The organism is Streptomyces sp. So13.3 (assembly GCF_005860785.2).
In the GTDB taxonomy this organism is placed as follows: Bacteria; Actinomycetota; Actinomycetes; order Streptomycetales; family Streptomycetaceae; genus Actinacidiphila; species Actinacidiphila fildesensis.
Genome location: NZ_CP048835.1, coordinates 646,162 through 662,635 on the forward strand (window position 1 = coordinate 646,162; position 16,474 = coordinate 662,635).

Annotated in this window: 17 protein-coding genes; 12 read left to right on the forward strand and 5 right to left on the reverse strand. The window is 70.7% G+C overall.

Features of this window, described 5'->3' with window-relative positions; all coding sequences use genetic code 11:
* The first annotated feature begins 7 nt into the window (after positions 1–7).
* A complete protein-coding gene (locus tag C8250_RS02975; protein ID WP_138352327.1) occupies positions 8–835 on the forward strand; it encodes an alpha/beta hydrolase in 828 nt (275 codons plus the stop codon).
* A gap of 25 nt (positions 836–860) precedes the next feature.
* On the opposite strand, the gene C8250_RS02980 is transcribed toward C8250_RS02975, so the two are convergent.
* The 3 genes from C8250_RS02980 to C8250_RS02990 form a co-directional block, all read right to left on the reverse strand.
* Complete coding sequence (locus C8250_RS02980) at positions 861–1,427, reverse strand: EF-hand domain-containing protein (RefSeq protein ID WP_138352326.1); 567 nt, start codon at positions 1,425–1,427, stop codon at positions 861–863.
* A gap of 141 nt (positions 1,428–1,568) precedes the next feature.
* Complete coding sequence (locus tag C8250_RS02985; RefSeq protein ID WP_138352425.1) at positions 1,569–2,054, reverse strand: TetR/AcrR family transcriptional regulator; 486 nt, start codon at positions 2,052–2,054, stop codon at positions 1,569–1,571.
* A 246-nt stretch (positions 2,055–2,300) separates the two neighbouring features.
* Positions 2,301–2,819, reverse strand: a complete 519-nt coding sequence (locus C8250_RS02990; RefSeq protein ID WP_138352325.1) for a GNAT family N-acetyltransferase — start codon at positions 2,817–2,819, stop codon at positions 2,301–2,303.
* Here C8250_RS02990 and C8250_RS02995 point away from each other — a divergent pair.
* The 11 genes from C8250_RS02995 (at position 2,818) to C8250_RS03040 (ending at position 15,051) form a co-directional block, all read left to right on the forward strand.
* Positions 2,818–3,411: an XRE family transcriptional regulator gene (locus C8250_RS02995; protein ID WP_138352324.1), complete on the forward strand. Its 594-nt coding sequence runs from the start codon at positions 2,818–2,820 to the stop codon at positions 3,409–3,411. The genes C8250_RS02990 and C8250_RS02995 overlap by 2 nt on opposite strands.
* Positions 3,412–3,632: 221 nt before the next feature.
* A complete protein-coding gene (locus C8250_RS03000) occupies positions 3,633–5,621 on the forward strand; it encodes a TetM/TetW/TetO/TetS family tetracycline resistance ribosomal protection protein (protein WP_138352323.1) in 1,989 nt (662 codons plus the stop codon).
* 365 nt (positions 5,622–5,986) lie between these two features.
* Positions 5,987–8,194 (forward strand): HAMP domain-containing protein, encoded by a 2,208-nt coding sequence (locus C8250_RS03005; RefSeq protein WP_138352322.1) that lies wholly within the window; start codon positions 5,987–5,989, stop codon positions 8,192–8,194.
* A gap of 52 nt (positions 8,195–8,246) precedes the next feature.
* On the forward strand, positions 8,247–9,482 hold the full coding sequence (gene pgsB, locus C8250_RS03010; protein ID WP_138352321.1) for a poly-gamma-glutamate synthase PgsB: 1,236 nt from the start codon (positions 8,247–8,249) through the stop codon (positions 9,480–9,482).
* Positions 9,479–9,961 (forward strand): poly-gamma-glutamate biosynthesis protein PgsC/CapC, encoded by a 483-nt coding sequence (locus C8250_RS03015; RefSeq protein ID WP_138352320.1) that lies wholly within the window; start codon positions 9,479–9,481, stop codon positions 9,959–9,961. Before pgsB ends, C8250_RS03015 begins: the two co-directional genes overlap by 4 nt.
* A gap of 25 nt (positions 9,962–9,986) precedes the next feature.
* Positions 9,987–11,090, forward strand: coding sequence for an NlpC/P60 family protein (locus C8250_RS03020; RefSeq protein WP_138352319.1), 1,104 nt, complete (start codon positions 9,987–9,989; stop codon positions 11,088–11,090).
* Positions 11,091–11,130: 40 nt separating this feature from the next.
* Positions 11,131–12,087, forward strand: coding sequence for a hypothetical protein (locus C8250_RS03025; protein WP_138352318.1), 957 nt, complete (start codon positions 11,131–11,133; stop codon positions 12,085–12,087).
* Between the two features lie 112 nt (positions 12,088–12,199).
* Positions 12,200–12,892 carry a glycosyltransferase gene (locus C8250_RS44710; RefSeq protein WP_346268716.1) on the forward strand — a complete coding sequence of 231 codons (693 nt, stop codon included), beginning with the start codon at positions 12,200–12,202 and terminating at the stop codon, positions 12,890–12,892.
* Between the two features lie 195 nt (positions 12,893–13,087).
* Positions 13,088–13,456, forward strand: coding sequence for a nucleotide disphospho-sugar-binding domain-containing protein (locus C8250_RS44715; RefSeq protein ID WP_346268717.1), 369 nt, complete (start codon positions 13,088–13,090; stop codon positions 13,454–13,456).
* Positions 13,457–13,603: 147 nt separating this feature from the next.
* The gene (locus C8250_RS03035) at positions 13,604–14,182 is read left to right on the forward strand and encodes a carboxymuconolactone decarboxylase family protein (protein WP_138352317.1); all 579 of its coding nucleotides are present in this window, start codon (positions 13,604–13,606) and stop codon (positions 14,180–14,182) included.
* Positions 14,179–15,051: an RNA polymerase sigma-70 factor gene (locus C8250_RS03040; protein ID WP_138352316.1), complete on the forward strand. Its 873-nt coding sequence runs from the start codon at positions 14,179–14,181 to the stop codon at positions 15,049–15,051. Before C8250_RS03035 ends, C8250_RS03040 begins: the two co-directional genes overlap by 4 nt.
* 225 nt (positions 15,052–15,276) lie before the next feature.
* On the opposite strand, the gene C8250_RS03050 is transcribed toward C8250_RS03040, so the two are convergent.
* Together C8250_RS03050 and C8250_RS03055 are read right to left on the reverse strand one after the other, a co-directional pair.
* Positions 15,277–15,525 (reverse strand): hypothetical protein, encoded by a 249-nt coding sequence (locus C8250_RS03050; RefSeq protein WP_232485287.1) that lies wholly within the window; start codon positions 15,523–15,525, stop codon positions 15,277–15,279.
* A 10-nt stretch (positions 15,526–15,535) separates the two neighbouring features.
* On the reverse strand, positions 15,536–16,450 hold the full coding sequence (locus tag C8250_RS03055; RefSeq protein WP_138352314.1) for a cyclase family protein: 915 nt from the start codon (positions 16,448–16,450) through the stop codon (positions 15,536–15,538).
* Between the last annotated feature and the right edge of the window lie 24 nt (positions 16,451–16,474).

The window sequence follows — 16,474 nt, forward strand, 5'->3', positions numbered from 1 at the left end:
CCACGGCATGCCCACCTTCTCCGCACATGACGGAACCCAGCTCTCCTACCGCGTCCTCGGGGACGGCGACCCGGTCGTCTGCATCCCCGGCGGTCCCACCGACTCCCGCTACCTCGGCGATCTCGGCGGCCTGTCCGGGCACCGCAAGCTGATCTTCCTGGACCTCCGCGGCACCGGCGGGTCGGCCGTTCCGCAGGACCCCTCCTCCTACCGCTGCGACCGTCTCGTCGACGACGTCGAGGCGCTGCGCGAACACCTCGGACTCGGCAGGACGGATCTGCTCGGCCACTCCGCCGGCGCGAACATCGCGACGCAGTACGTGACCCGGTACCCGCAGAACGTCGGCAGACTCGCCCTGATCGGCCCTGGCACCCGAGCTGTCGGGGTGGACATCAGCGGGGAGACGCGCCGCGAGCTCGCGCAGCGGCGGAAGAACGAGCCGTGGTTCCCGGCGGCCTTCGCCGCGTTGGAGGCGATCACCGAAGGTACCGGCAGCGACTGGGAGGCCATTGCTCCGTTCTTCTGCGGCCGGTGGGATGCCGCGGCGCAGAAGCACTATGCGGCCGGCCGGCCGAGCAACCAGGACGCCGTCGCCGGCTTCGCCGCCGAGGGCGCCTTCAGCCCGGAGGCCACGCGTGCGGCGCTCGCCACCTGCGACGTCCCGGTCCTGTTGCTCGGCGGCGAGTTCGACCTGAACAGCCCTCCTCGGCCGGTGGCGGAATTCGCGGCGCTGTTCCCCGACGCCACCCTCGCGGTGCAGCCGGGGGCGGGCCACTGTCCCTGGCTCGACGACCCCGACCGGTTCGTGGCGACCACTGCCGCGTTCCTGAGTTGAAGCACCGGCCGGTAGTGCTACCGGATCATGCCTCGACCGTGCTCCCGTGGCCCTGATGCGGGATCCGCCCGCAGACCAGGTTGCCGGGCTCGGCAGGGTCGTCACTGATCCAGAACTGGGACCACAGCACGGCGAACTCCGGGCGGCTGAGGTGACCGTCACCGTCCAGGTCGAGAAGGTCGAAGACCTCGTCGGTGTCGATGCTCTGCCCGTGCCAGGTTTCGATGAGGCGGCGGTGTTCGCTGCGGGAGATCCGGCCGTCCCCGTTCTCGTCGACGGCGTCGAAGATCGCGTCGGCGGTCGCCGTGACGGACTCGCGCATGGACGGCAGCCGGTCCACGAGCACGACGAGTTCGTCGAAGTCGACACTGCCGTCGTTGTTGGCGTCGCCGACCGCCAGCAGTCCCTCCCACCAGCCCATGACGACCGCCTCCACCCGGGCGCGCAGCTCCGTCCCCGGCCCCACTCCCGGGAGTCGGCCCCAACGGACCACGAGGGCCTCGAAGTCGTCCCTTCGCAGGTAGCCGTCCCCGTCCGCATCGAACGCCGCGAACATTCCCTTGATCTTGTTCCGCTGGAACACGCTGGCCATGAACAGCCCTCCCTCACGCCGACCACAAGAACGCCATCGCACCAGGCGATCCGCCATGCATGGTTCAACGAACGATCACGCCCTAGGAAACGACAGCCGCAACGGAGGTGACGTCGACGGGATGTACGGCCGGCTCGGCGATCAGGGACGGCAGATGCGCAGGACGAGCTCCTCCCAGCCCTGAGCCATGCGCTCCTCGACGCGGAGGGCGGCGTCGGCGTGCTCCGGCGCGGACAGGTACAGCAGGAATGGGCCTTCCAGCGCGGCCGTGAGCTGCACTGCGAGCATGTCGAGATCGGTGACGCCGAGGTCGGCCAGCCCCAGCAGCATGCGGATGTGGACCTGGGAGATCGTCCCCTCCCCGGCCGCGATCGGCCGGGTGCCGTCCAGGGCGGCGCGGGCGATGTCGTAGTGCCCGAGCTGGAAGGCGATCCGGGCCCGGCCGTAGGCGATCAGGCGGGCGGTCGGCGCGGCGCCCGGGCCCAAAGGGGCCGGCCCGGCCAGTACCTGCTCCTGGAAGGCCCGCTCGTCGTCGTCCAGGAGCGCGTGGAAGATGCCCGCGCGGCTGCCGAACCGGCGGAACACCGTGCCCTTGCCCAGCCCCGCCCGTTCGGCCAGACCGTCCATGGTCACGGCCTGCCGCTGATGATCGCCATCATCGGCGGTCCCATGGGCCGCTTCGCACCCCACGTCGACCTCACGGTCGCGAGGTGATTCCCCGGGTCCGGGAACTGCTGGCTGCTCCTCCGGACCGGCCTCTTCCGTCCGAGCAGGACGCGACCGCGAAGAGCGCGACCGTGAAGAGCGCGGGCTGAGCCGCGGGAGCCGTCAGGAAGCATCAGGAGGGCAGCGGCAGATCGGAGAAGATGTCGCTCAGGTCAGCGGAAGTCTCATGATCGTCAGGTCGAGCCACCGGCCGAACTTGGTGCCGGCCTCCGGCACGGTGCCCACGTGGCGGAAGCCGAACCGTTCGTGCAGCCGAATCGAGGCGGTGTTGCGCGCCTCGATGTCGGCGATCATCACGTGATGGCCGGTCTCGCGCGCCGAGTCGATGAGGGCCGTCATCAAAGCTGAGCCGATGCCGAGCCCGTGAGCGTCCTCGCGGACATAGACCGAGTTCCCCACCGTGTGGCGATATCCGTCCTTCGGCCGCCATGGTTCGTAGACCGCGAAGCCCGCGACCCCGCCCGCCTTCTCGGCCACGAACGCCGAGCCCCGCTCCAGGTGAACGGCGAGCCAGGCGGCCCCTTCGGCCGGGGTCTGCAGCGTCGTGGTCCACAGGGCCGTCGAGTGCTCGATCGCCTGGTTGCGGATGGCGAGAACGGCTTCCGCGTCCTTGGTCTGTGCCGGGCGGATCGTCACCGATCCAGAGTTCTCGTATATTGGATCCATGTCCAATATAGTAGACCCACTGGTGAGGCAGATCGCAGCTCGCATCCACACCGAACGGAACCGGCGGCAGTGGACCCTGGCGCAACTCGCCGCCGCCTCCGGTGTGTCCCGCGCCATGATCAACCGGATCGAGCGCGGAGAGAGCAGCCCCACCGCTGTGGTCCTGGGCAAACTCTCCGCCGCTTTCCAGCTCAGTGTCTCCTCCCTGCTGGCGCTCGCCGAAGGCGCGGCCGGCGAGAGCGGGGAGGCGACCGCGGGCGTGCGCCGCTCGGCCGACGCCGTGGAGTGGCGCGATCCGGCCACCGGGTACCGCCGGCGCCAGATCACCGGGCCGCACTTCCCCGCCGAGATCGCCGACGTCCGACTGCCCGCCGGTGCCCGCGTGCCGTATCCGGCCGCGGCCTTCGTCTTCATCCGGCAGGTCGTCTGGGTGCTGGCGGGCCGGCTGACGTTCCACGAGGGCGACGCGGTGCACGAACTCGACGCGGGCGACACGATCGAACTGGGCGAGCCCGCCGCATGCGTCTTCGCCAACAACACCGAAGCCGAGTGCCGTTACGCCATCGTCCTCGCCCGGGGCGAAACGCCGTGAAGGGCATCGGCCGCGCCATCGGCCGGGGGACCACACCGGCCCCGGCCACCGGCCGGGGCCCGGAAAAGGAGCGGCGCCGTACGGGCGGAGTGCAGTAACGTGCGGGCGGCACGTCCACCGTGTCCTGCACGAACGTCCTCGCAGCAAGGAGAGAGACATGCGCCGTCATCTCGGAGCAGTCGCGTCGCCCCACGCCCTCTCTCTGCCTCCCGAGGACCACCTTGACCTCCACACCCCTGAATCTGGGCATCCTCGCCCACGTCGACGCCGGTAAGACCAGCCTCACCGAGCGGCTGCTGTTCGAACACGGAGCCCTCGCCGCGCTCGGCAGCGTCGACAAGGGCAACACCACCACCGATACGGGCGAGCTCGAACGCGAACGCGGGATCACCATCCGCACGGCGGTGGCGCCGCTCATCATGGCCGGCCGCCACGTCAATCTCGTCGACACCCCCGGCCACCCCGACTTCATCGCGGAGGTCGAACGCGCCCTCTCCGTCCTCGACGCGGCCGTCCTCGTCGTGTCGGCGGTCGAGGGGATCCAGGCCCAGACCCGGGTCCTGATGACGTCACTCCGCCGGCTGCGCCTGCCCACAGTGATCTTCGTGAACAAGATCGACCGCCGGGGCGCCCGTGATACCGCGCTGCTGGCGGAACTGCGCCGCGCGCTGGCGCCCCGCCTCGTTCCGCTCGTGTCGACGGTCGGCGCCGGCACCCCGGCCGCCCGCGCGGTCCCGGTCCCGCTCACCGGCGAGCGGGGCGGGTCTCCGGCGGCAGAAGTACTCGCCGAGCACGACACCGCCCTGCTGTCCCGGCTCCTCGACGGTCCGCCACCCACCGAGGCGGAGATCCGCGAGCAGTTGCTCCAGCAGACGGCCGCCGCGCTGGTGCAGCCCGTCTTCTTCGGCTCGGCCCTCAGCGGAGCGGGCATCGCCGAACTCGCCGAGGGCATCGCGACCCTGCTGCCCGCAGCGCCCGCGGACGAACTGGCCCCCGCCCGCGGCACGGTGTTCGCCGTCGACCGTGCGGAAGGCGGGGAGAAGAGGGCGTACATCCGGCTGTTCTCCGGCCTGCTGCGCGAACGGCAGCGTCTCGCCCTGCACCGGGACGAGGCGGAGGGAACGACGACCGTCACCGGGCGGATCTCCCGGCTCGACGTCGTGACCGCGAAGAGCAGCGACGACGCGCAGCGCCGGGGGGTGCTCACCCCCGGCGGGATCGCGGTCCTGCGCGGCCTCCCGGGCGTCCGGGTCGGCGACCGCGTCGGTGCGGCCCGCGGCGACCGGCCGGCTGCCCGGCTCGCCCCGCCGGGACTGGAGGCCGTCGTACGTGCGAGCCACCCCGGGCAACGCGGCGCCCTGCACGCCGCGCTCAGCGCGCTTGCCGACGAAGACCCGTTCATCAGGACGCGAACCGCCTCCGACGGGACGCTCTCGCTGCTGTTGCACGGGGCGGTCCAACGCGAGGTCCTCGCGGACCGCCTCCAGCGGGAGTTCGGTATCGCGGCGGAGTTCGCCGCGGTCACGCCCGTCTACCGGGAGCGGCCCATCGGCACCGGCGTCGCAGTGCAGGAACTCGGCCCCGGACCGGGTGAGTTCTTCGCCACCGTCGGCCTGCGCGTCGAGCCCGCCCCCTACGGTTCGGGCGTCCGGTACGCGCGGGAGACCGAATGGGGCGCGCTGCCCCGCGCGTTCCACCGCGCAATCGAGGAGACAGTGCGCCTCGGCCTGCGGCAGGGGTTCCTCGGCTGGGAGGTCACCGACTGCACCGTCACCGTGATCCGCACGGGCTGGGCCTCCCCGATGAGTACCGCGTCCGACTTCCGCAAGCTCACGCCGATGGTGCTGATGCACGCGCTGAACAGCGCGGGAACGCGGGTCCACGAGCCGTGCAGGGAGGTGGAGGCGGAGATCCCCGAGGACACCCTGGGACCGGTCGCCGCCAGGATCGCCGAACTCGGCGGGACCATCGGTGCCACGGAGGAGAGCGGCGACCGGTGGACCCTCCATGCCGAGCTGCCGACCGCGAGGATGCAGGAGCTCGGCGACGCCCTTCCCGGCCTCACCCGTGGAGAAGGCGCCTTGTGGTCCCGCCCCGGCACGGACCGCCCGGTACGCGGTGTCCCTCCTCGCCGCCCCCGGACCGACGGCAATCCACTCGATCCGGAGGAGTACCTGCGGTTCCTCGCGGACCCTTCCCTGGCACGGTGAACGGCCGAAAGGGGCATTGCCCCCGCAATATTGCTGGACTCGGCGAAATACCCCGAAGGGGACAATCGCCCCTCCGGACTCGCGCCGCCCGCCGGGGACATGGAGGACATGGAGGACATCCGAGAATGTTGTGAGAGATTCCTAACTCTCTCATTTGCATTCTTAGACCATTTGACACTTAAACGTGATCAGATTCGGCACTTGGTCAGGGACAATTCGACGTCGAACAAAGTGCCCCACCGCACCTTGACGAACTGAACGCCGTCCAGCCGATTTGTGCGCGAAGCGCGCCCCAGAGGGAGCTCCACGTGGTCAGCGCTTCGCGCGCACCGGTCCGTCGCCACCGCATCAGGCGACGTGCGGACATGCCCCTGCTCGGCGGAATTCGGCCGCCGGTCGCGGCGTTGCTGGTGCTCCTGCTGTCGGTGGCGGGTGCGACCGCCCTGATCCTCGGCCGTACCGACGCCTCCGGCGTCTCCCGGGCGGTCCTCGCCTCACAGCAGCATGTGGCTGAGGACGGGGCGACCGCACTGCGTGCCTCGCTCGACGAATCCACCAGCGACCTGCAGCGCGCCGCGGCGCTGGCCAACGCGGCCGCTCCCGTCACTCCTGACGAGGTGCTCTCCACGCTCGGTGCCGTCTACCAGAAGTGGCGCGGCACAGCGGTGGTCGACCCGTCCAGCGGAGCCCTGCTGGCCGCCCGCGGCGAGAACGTTCCGCTGTCCGCCATCGACGTCAACGCCCTTCCCGAGGGACTGCCGCCACGACTGGTCACCACCAAGTCCGGTGAGACCCGGCTGCTGGTCTTCGCGGTACTCAGCCAGCCCGCAGGAAAGCGGCTCCTGGTCGCCTCGGACACCTTGAGCGTGCCGAGCATCACCACCGGCGACGGCCGTTCGCTCATCGTTCTCAACTCCTCAGGCACCATCCTCGCCTCCGACGGACCCGACGCACGGGGCAAGGCGGCCCGGCAGCTCTCCGTCGACGCCGCCCGCACCGCCCACGGCAAGCGACCCTCCGAGACCGCCGCCTCCGGCGGATTCGACAGCCCCAGCGGCAGCCTGCTCGGTGAGACGGCCAACGGGCGCCGCACCGTCGCGGGGTACGCCTCCATCACCTCCGGGATCGACGCCAACGGCAAGACCACACAGCAGAAGGCCGCGAGCTCGGGAGAGCTCGGTCTCAGCGTCCTCACCACGGTGCAGGTCGCACAGGACGCGGCGCCGGGCAACCACCGGCTCTTCGCCGTCATCGCCGCCGGCGTGCTGCTCCTCCTGGCCGCCCTGGTCACCTGGGTGCTGTACGTCGTGCTCCAACGGCCCCTGCTGCGGCTGCACCTCGAAGCCCGCCGGCTGAGCAACAGAGAGCTGTCCCGACCCGTGGACGTGCCGCGGTTCGCCGAATCCGGCCGCATCGGCGCCGCTCTGGAGTCAATGCGCCGCGAGCTGACCGGGCAGGCGCCCGCTCCTGAGGCGCGGGGCAGGAAGGGCCTCGGCGGGACCAGGGCCGTCCTGATCGTCTGCGCCATCGTGCTGCTCTCGTGGGCCGCACCCCTGCTGTTCCTCTTCAACCGGGCCGAGCAGGTGGCCGTCGTGCCGCAGCAACTCGTCACCGACCAGCGGCAGCGCACCGAGACCGCCGCCGACCGGGTCCGCGAAGGACTCAACGAGGGGTACGCCGACGTCGCCGCCATCGCCACCGTGGTCGGTGACGGAGCCGGCGCCGAACAGGCGCACAGCGTCCTGGTGAGCACGCTCGCCGCGCATGCCCGCTACCGCTCCCTGTACGTGGTGGACAAGGACGGCACCGTCGTGGCGCGTGCCGGCGACTCCCCGCACACACCGACGGCGCTGCGGACGAAGCGCGGCGTCGGTCTCGTTGACGACACCCTCAACCAACCGGTCATCGCCGCCCGGGCGCCGGTCGCGGGCAAGACCCAGCGAACGGTCGTCGGAGAGTTCGACATCCCCTACCTCGGCGCCATCATGGACCGCCCTGGTCTCGGCAGAGTGTGGCTGGTCGACACCGGCGACCGCATCGTCGCCTCCAACCAGGGATTCCGCGCCTTCGAGGGCCTGCACGCGGCCCGGCTCGAGAACCTCGCGAAATCCGCCGCCAGCAAGTCCTCCGGAGCGCTGCTGAGCAACGGCGAGCACGCACTGGCGGCCGCCGCGCCGCTCACCGGCGGTGGTGAGGCGAACGCGCTCAAGACCTGGCATGTGGTCTCCGAGCAGCCCGCCGGCTGGCTGGACCTGCCCGAGTACGTCGCCCAGCGGCGCACCATGCTGGCCGGAATGCTGGGGCTGGCGGCGGCCGCGACCTGTCTGGGTTGGCTGCACATCGTGATCGTCCGCCCGCTGCGGGCCATGGCCGACAGCGCCGAGGCCCTCGCGCACGGAGACCGCAAGACCGTGCTGTACCCCGCCAACCACGACGAGGTCGGCTCGGTCGTCCGCAGCCTGGAACTGATCAGGCAGCAGCTCGTTGACCGGCACCGGGCCCACACCGCCCAGTTCGTCCCCGGGCAACACGGCCCCCAGAGCCGCCGTCATCTGCGCAGGCCGCACACGTAGCACCGGCCCGCCCCGCCCGCCCAGACCTCACTGAGAAGACACCGAGACCCCTGTGCTGTTCCTCTACTGCGTCCTGCTGATCTGCTGCGCCGTGCTGCTCGTGGCCGGCGTCGTCGAGCAGCGGCGGCACTTCGTCAACCTCGACCAGATACCTACCCGGGTGTTGGTCAACGGCATCCGCGGCAAGTCCTCCATCACCCGCTTGTGCGCGGGGGCGCTGCGTGGCGGCGGCCTGGTGACCGTCGCCAAGACCACCGGTACCGCGGCCCGGTTCATCCACCCCGACGCGACCGAGGAGCCGGTCTACCGGAAATTCGGGATCGCCAACGTGGTGGAGCAGATCGGAATCGTGCGCCGGGCCGCGAGCTACCGGCCGGACGCCCTGGTCATCGAGTGCATGGCCGTCATGCCGGCGCTTCAGGAGGTCAACCAGACCAAGCTGATCCGCTCGACGATCGGCGTGCTGTGCAACGTCCGTGAGGACCATCTCGCCGAGATGGGTCCGACCCTGGACGACGTCGCACGCTCGCTGTCCCGCTCCATGCCGGTCGGCGGGATCTGCGTGACCGCCGAACGCGACCGCCTCCACATCCTCCAGGAGGAGGCCGCCGACCGGGACTGCGAACTGATTCTCGTGGAGCCGGAGACCGTCAGCGACGCCGAGCTGCGCGGGTTCTCGTGGTTCACCTTCAAGGAGAACGTGGCGATCGCTCTCAAGGTGGCCGAACTGCTCGGTGTCGATCGGGACGTTGCCCTGCAGGGGATGTACGACGCCCCGCCGGACCCGGGCGTGCTGTCGGTGGAGCGCTACGCGACGGTGGACGGCAAGCGGCTGCGCTTCGCCAATGTCTTCGCCGCCAACGACCCCGAGTCGACGCTGATGAACGTGAACCAGCTGCTGTCGCTGGGAGCGATCCACCGGCCGCTGCATGTGGTGATCAACTGCCGTCCGGACCGTGTCGAGCGCAACGGTCAGATGGGATCGATCATCCCGCAGCTGGACCCCGACACCGTCTTCCTCATCGGCCACCCGACCAAGAGCGCCCGCGACGGCATCCCGGCCGGCTGGTCGGGACGCGTCGTCGATCTCGGCGGTGACCGGCGCGACCCGGCAACCCTCACCCGGGAACTGCTGGCCGAGCTCGGCCCGGAATCGTCCATGGTCGCCATCGGCAACATCCATGGCCAGGGCGAGCTGCTGCTCGAGCACCTGGCGGAGCTTCCCGCGGACGTCCCGGCCGGGCCGACGGTCGCAGCGGACTCGTACGCCTACGGAGAGAACCAGTGATCCCCACCATCCTCACCCCCGAGATCGCCGCCATCGGCATCGCGCTGGGGCTTCTCTTCTCGCTGGTCTGCTATCTGACGACCAATCTCTCACCGGGCGGCATGATCACCCCGGGCTGGCTGGCACTGACCCTCATCGAGGACCTCCAGCGTGCCGCCATGGTCGTCGGCATCACGCTGCTGACCTACCTGTGCACCCGGCTGCTCCAGCGCAACGTCATCCTCTACGGCAAGCGGCTGTTCGCCGCGGTGGTGCTGACCGGCGTCGTGCTCCAGGCCGGCGTGTACCTGGTCATGCAAACGCAGTTCCCGCTGATGTACGCCAACCAGACGCTCGGTTTCATCGTGCCGGGCCTCATCGCCTACCAGCTGGAGCGGCAGCCCAAGGGCGCCACCTTGCTGTCGGTGTCCACCGTCACCCTCGCGAACTACGTGGTGCTGATGTCCGGGCTGCTGCTCGGCCTGCTGCCCAGCGCGTGATCGTCCTCCGGACAGGAGTAAGCCGATGAGCCCGAAGAAACGCCGCAGCAAGATCCGCACCGCGCTCAACACAGCAGTCCTCGTCGCCCTGCTCGCGACGAGTGGCTGGCTGACGGTGGAGATGCGGCAGCGCACCGACAACGGGCGGTTGCCCGCGCTCGGCTCGCTGCAGGCCGAGCCCACCACGCCGGACGACACCGCAGGCGCCAAGGCCGCAGTGGGCCGGATGACGTATCTGCGACTGGCCCATCCGGCGCGCACCGTGGTGCGCGACACCGACGGCGAGGTCGTGGCCACCTTCACCGACGGTGCCCGCACGGCCGTCCTCACCGGCCCCGGCCGCACCTTCGCCGAGCCGCGGACCACCCGGGCGACCGTGGTCACGGACAGCTGGGTTCGGCTGCTGCCGCGCGCCTGGGCCAAGGGCGCCGAACAGCAGAAGTGGTTCGCCAGCTGGTTCCACCAGTACCGGGGCAGTACGGCCGACGACGTCTTCGCGATCGCCCTGCAGTACGGCGACGGCGCCAAGCCGGCGAAGAACGCCCTGGGCCAGCGTTTCCGGGGGGACTCCCAGTTCGGTCCCGTGGACGTGGTGAACCAGCGCAAGGAGCAGTCCGACTTCTACGACTACCTCGGCACGAGCTGGAAGTTCAAGGACGGCCTGCGCGAGACCCCCGAGAAGAACAAGTACGGCGCCCTCGACTGTTCCGGCTTCGTCCGCATGGTCTACGGCTACCGCAGCGGCTACCTCCTGAACGCCACCGACACGTCGACCGGCGCCGGACTGCCCCGCACCGCGAACGGCATCGCCACCGGTAAACCCGGGCTGCCGATTCTGCCGCTCGTCAAAACCGGCAACACCCGCAATCCCCTCTACTACTACGCCCGGCCCTCCTCCATCGACGCCCTGCAACCGGGCGACCTCGTCTTCTTCGAAATGGACAAGCGCACCGGGATCCGCCTCGACCACATGGCCATCTACCTCGGCCTGGACACCGACGGGCACGCCCGTTTCATCTCCAGCCGCAAGGAGGCCAACGGACCCACGCTGGGAGACCTGGGCGGGGATTCACGGCTGGACGGCGACGGCTTCTACGCCAAGTGGCTGCGCAGCGCCAAACGGATCTGACGATGTGGCGGCGCGCACCCGCCGCCAAGGATGGGACCACATGCCTCCCTGGAACCGAACTGCCGAACCGCGCCGCACGGCCCTGCTGTCCGGCCTGGCGCTGCTGGCGACGACCGCCGTCGCCCTCGCCGTCGCCGTGCTGCCCCGTTCGCACGGAACACCGTCGCCCGGCGTCATCGAAAGCCCGCCGCCGGTCGATCTGATCGACCGGATCGGCTCCTTCGTCGCCGGATTCTCCGGGACCGACGGCTATCGCACCCCCGACGCCGCCGAGCGCGCACACCTGAGCCGGGGGGTGGAACTCGTCCTGAACGGCAGGACGAGCGCGGCGCGCAAGGAACTGTCGGGTGTCGGCTTCACCGTGCGCGTCCTGCGGCTGACGGGATCGAACCGCCAGGTCGCCGAGGTGTCCGAGGAACGGTCCACGGCACGAGGCTGGGGGCGGGTCTACGTGGATCTCAGCCGCCCGGCCCGGTGGAGCGTGCAGGTGCCCCACCCGCGCTCCGACCTGCGCAGCGAGCTGATCGGAGCGGACCTGTTCAGCAGGGTGCTGGGTGGAGTCCTGGTACTCGCCGGCGCGCCGCGTGACGTCGGCCAGGGCAACGCCGCGGACGTCGCGCACCGCCGGGACACCACCTTCAACGCCGTGTGCGACATGCTCGTCGCGCGCGGCTTCCCCGCCGTCCAGGTGCACGGGTTCGCCGACGAGAGCTCACCCGGCCACGATGTCGTCGTCTCGCCGGGAGTTGCGGCCGCGAATTCCGACGTGCGGCGCGCCGCCGACCTGATCGCAGCGGCAGGACAGCGTGTGTGCCGCGTCTGGGAACAGTCGTGCGGCCGGCTCGAAGGCACGACCAACATACAGAGCGCGTCCGCCGCCGACCGCGGCGTCCCCTTCCTGCACATCGAGAACAGCCGCGGTGTGCGCGACTCCGCAGCTGCCCGCGCAGAAGTCGCCGGTGCGCTGGCCGAAGTGGCCCGGCACTGGAACCGGTAGAGACCTCGGACGTGCGCCCCGCTGGGGCGGATTCGCCTCAACGGTGCCGGTCCGGCGGGACCGCCCGCGTTTCCCAGGGTGGTGCGCGGCCGGTCCCGCGATACTGCACAGCATGCGCATCCTGATCGTCACCGCCGGGTCCCGAGGCGACGTGGCCCCGTACACCGGCCTCGGCGCACGGCTGCGCAGGGCGGGTCATGAGGTGTCGGTGGCCACGCACACGGGGTTCGCGGCCTCCGTCCGGGAGGCGGGGCTCGGCTTCCACGCCCTGCCCGCCGACCCACGCGCCGAGCTGTCGTCCGCCGCTGGGCAGCGGCTGCTGCACGCCGGCACCGGCGCTCGTGCCGTCATCGAACTGGTGCGCATGGGGCGGGCCCTCATGCCCGCTCTGGGACAGGGCATTCTCGCCGCCGCCTCGCACGGCACGGACCTGCTTCTCCTGTCGGCCACCACAGCGCCCCTGGGCCGGGTCGTCGCCGAAGCACTCGGACTGCCCAGCATGGGCGTCTTCCTCCAGCCACTCGCCCCCACCGGTGCCTTCGCGCCTCTGCTCGCAGGGAACCGCGTCCAGGGCGGAGAGCACGTCAACCGGCTCGTGGGCCGGACGGTCCAGTCCGCCACCGACCACCTCTTCGCGCCAACCGTCCGCACGCTCCGCCGGCAGCTCGGGCTCCCTGCCCGCAGCGCCCTGGCCCAACGACGGCACGACGTACGGCAGCTCTGGCCCGTCCTGCACGGCTTCTCCCCCAGCGTCGTCCCGCGGCCGGCCGACTGGCCGCCGGGGATGCGAGTAGCCGGCTACTGATGGCCGTCCCCGGCACCGGACTGGCACCCTTCGCCGCAGCTGGCCGACTTCCTGCGGGCCGGGCCACCGCCGGTCTACGTAGGGTTCGGCTCCCTGGTCGTCGCGGACGCCGCGCGCCTCGGCAACATCGTCACCACCGCCCTGCGGAGCGCAGGACTGCGGGCCGTCGTCCAGCCCGGCTGGACGGGACTGAAGGTGACCGGTGACGACGTCCTGACCGTGGACGAGGTCCCTCACCACTGGCTGTTCCCGCGCATGGCGGCCGTCGTCCACCACGCCGGCGCCGGCACCACCGCGGCGGGGCTGCGTGCGGGCGTACCCGCGGTCCCGGTACCGGCCCAGATGGACGCTCCCTTCTGGGCCGCCCGCCTCACCCGCCTGGGCGTCAGCCCCGGGCCCGTCCCCCTGCGCGACCTGTCCGCCGACCGACTGACCGCCGCCTTGCGACAGGCAACCGACACTACCGCCTTCCGCGGCCGCGCCCAAGCCCTCGCCACCCGGATCGCCGGCGAGGACGGAGCGGGTGCCGTCGTGGCCGCGGTCGGCCGGCTCTCCGGCGGCTGACGACGCCGGCTCTCGAGACGGCCTCCGTCGACCGGGCGCGTCGACCGGGCGCAGGGGCGATCCCTGCGCGATCGCGTTGGCGGATGTCACATCCGCGCGCCCGGCGGTGTCTTCATGCCGAACAGGCAGACGTCCAAGGAGGACACCATGGCGCTACGCGCTCCGAAGGCTGAGCTCCCCACCGAGCTCAGCGAAAACATGATGAAGCAGTTCGGTGCCGTGCCCGAACCCTTCGAGGTGACGGCGCACAACCCCAAGGTCGCCCAGGACTCCGCGGAGATCGGGGGCAAGGTGAGCGAGTGGGACATGGCCGACGAGGGTCTCAAGACGTTCGCTCACATGGCGGTCGCGGCTCAGGTCGGGTGCAGCTGGTGCCTCGACATCAACTACTTCCAGGCGCTGAACAAGAACCTGGACCTGGCCAAGGCGAGCCAGGTGCCGCGCTGGCGGGAGTCGGAGGTGTTCACACCGCTGGAGAGGGACGTGCTCGAGTACGCCGAGGCCATGACCAGCACGCCCCCGACCGTCACCGATGAACAGTACGCAAGCCTGCTCGACCGGCTCGGCCCCGCGGCGATGGTCGAGCTCACCGCGTCCATCGGCTTCGCCAACATGGCGACCAGGAACAACTCGGCGCACGGGATCACCTCGCAGGGCTTCTCCGATGCCTGCGGGATTCCGCTGGCCAAGCGTCCTGAGAAGTCCCGGGCAGCGTCGACGGCATGACCGAGGACCCGTTCGTCGCCCATCGCAGCCTGCTGTTCACGGTCGCCTACGAGATGCTCGGGTCGGCGGCCGACGCGGAGGACGTGGTGCAGGAGTCCTGGCTGCGGTGGGCCGACGTCGACCGCTCGCAGGTGCGTGACCCGCGGGCCTACCTCGTACGGGTCGTCACACGTCAAGCGCTCAACCGCCTGCGGTCGTTGTCGCGCAGCCGCGAGGAGTACGTCGGTGAGTGGCTACCGGAACCGCTCTTGACCAGCCCCGATGTCGCCGAGGACATCGAACTCGCGGAGAGCGTGTCGATCGCGATGCTGACGGTGCTGGAAACGCTCGGACCGACGGAGCGGGCGGTGTTCGTGCTCCGCGAGGTCTTCGACATCCCGTACGGCGAGATCGCCGAAGCCGTGGGGAAGACCGCGGCCACGGTGCGGCAGATCGCGCGGCGGGCCCGCGAGCATGTGGCGGCCCGGCAGCCGCGGGTGCAGGTGAGCCGGTCGGAACAGCAGGCCGTGGTGGAACGGTTCCTGGCAGCGTTGCGAACCGGGAGGTTGCAGGAGCTGGTGGAGGTCATGGCACCGGACGTGGTCCTCATCGCCGATGGTGGCGGGTTCGCGGCCGCCGCTCTGGCTCCGGTCCACGGGGTCGACCTGGTGGCGCAGGTGCTCGCGCGCGCGAACCGGGTGGACGTGGCCTCGCTCGGGACAACGGCCGTATGGCTCAACGGCGCGCCCGCGGTCCGGATCGAGATCGACGGCGAGTTGGCGGCGACGCTGAGCGTCGTGGTGGAGAACGGGCAGGTCACACGGGTCTACCTGGTGAGAAACCCACGGAAGCTGACGCGGCTGGACGAACCGGCCGAACTCTCCAGGTAAGCCGGCTTCCGCTCTGTCGCTGTGGCGTTCCGGGCGGTCGGCCGGAACGCCACGCGGCATCCGCACGACCGTCCGATCGTTGGCGGAAATCAGTTTCCCCGAGCCGGTCCCGCTCGTGCAGATCTTCCGCATCCGGGACGGGAAGATCGCCCGACTGCGTGACTACTTCGCGCCGGAGCTGATGAGTTGAGGACGCCACCGGTGTCCCGGCAACCGGGCTGCCCCCTACCGCAATTGGGCGTGAGCGCGGGCGTGTGTCGTGATCGCGGCCGTGCCGATGACGATCCAGATCAGGTTGAGGACCGCTGAGGGCCACGCCCGGTGGTACGCGGAGTTGGCGGTCAGGGCGGCGGCGCCGAACAGGTTGAGCAGCTGGAAGGCGACGCCGCCGGCACTGATCCGTTCGGCCGAGACCAGGGCGTAGGCCGCCAGCAGGAAGGCCGCTCCCGCCCAGCCGATGGCCGCCAGGAACATCTCCACCGAACTACCGGTCCTGGTCCACGAGCGCGAAGGCCCGTACGGGGAAGGTGCCCAGGCCCTCGACCGCCGGCGGTGCGGCGGTGAAGCGGAAACCGTGGGGCGGCAGCTGCTCCAGCCCCCGCAGGTGCTCGACCACGGGGATGCCCGCCGCGAGCAGCAGGGTGTGGGCGGGCCGGGTCCCGTCCGTCGTGCTGTCGATGTTGAGTGAGTCGATCCCCACGAGGGCCGGCCGCTGGTCGGCGAGCCAGGCCGCCGCTTCGGCGGTCAGGAAGGGGTGACCGACGCCGTACTGCTCGGTGCTCCAGTGCCGGTCCCAGCCGGTGTGGATCAGCACGGCCTTTCCGGTCACCTCGTGCGGCAGCAGGAGCGCCCGGTCGACCGCGGGCCCTTCGGTGCCCGTCACGCGGATCACCACGCCGTCCAGGTCGGTCAGCCGCTCCAGCGGCAGCGCGGCGAGGTCGTCCCCCTCAGCAAAGCGGTGGAAGGGGGCGTCGACGTACGTACCCGTGTTGGCCACCATCGCGATGTGTCCGATGGAGAACTCGGTACCCGGCGCATAGGTGCCGCGAGAGGCCTCCCGGGACAGGTGCTCGCCGATCTCGGGTCCTGGCACCCCCGGAAGGGTCACCATGCCCTGACGGATCGGATGGCTCAGGTCCACGGTCCGTCCCCCGGAACGAGCGCTCCCCTCGGTGCCGCGCGATCCCTTGTGGGGTTCGCGCAGCAGCTGCCGCTCGCTGATCCGCACCTCGCCGACCATGAGCAGGCCGAGGTGGCGCACGAGCAGCTCCCCGACCTCCTGGTCACTGAGGTCCGGACCCGGCACGTCCAGCCGGAACCCCTGGGTCTGCAGGCCTCCGCCGTTGGCGAAGACGACATCGGCGTCGAACTGCACACGCCATTCCTGACTGGTTTCCATGCTCCGATGATCAGTGAAGCCCTG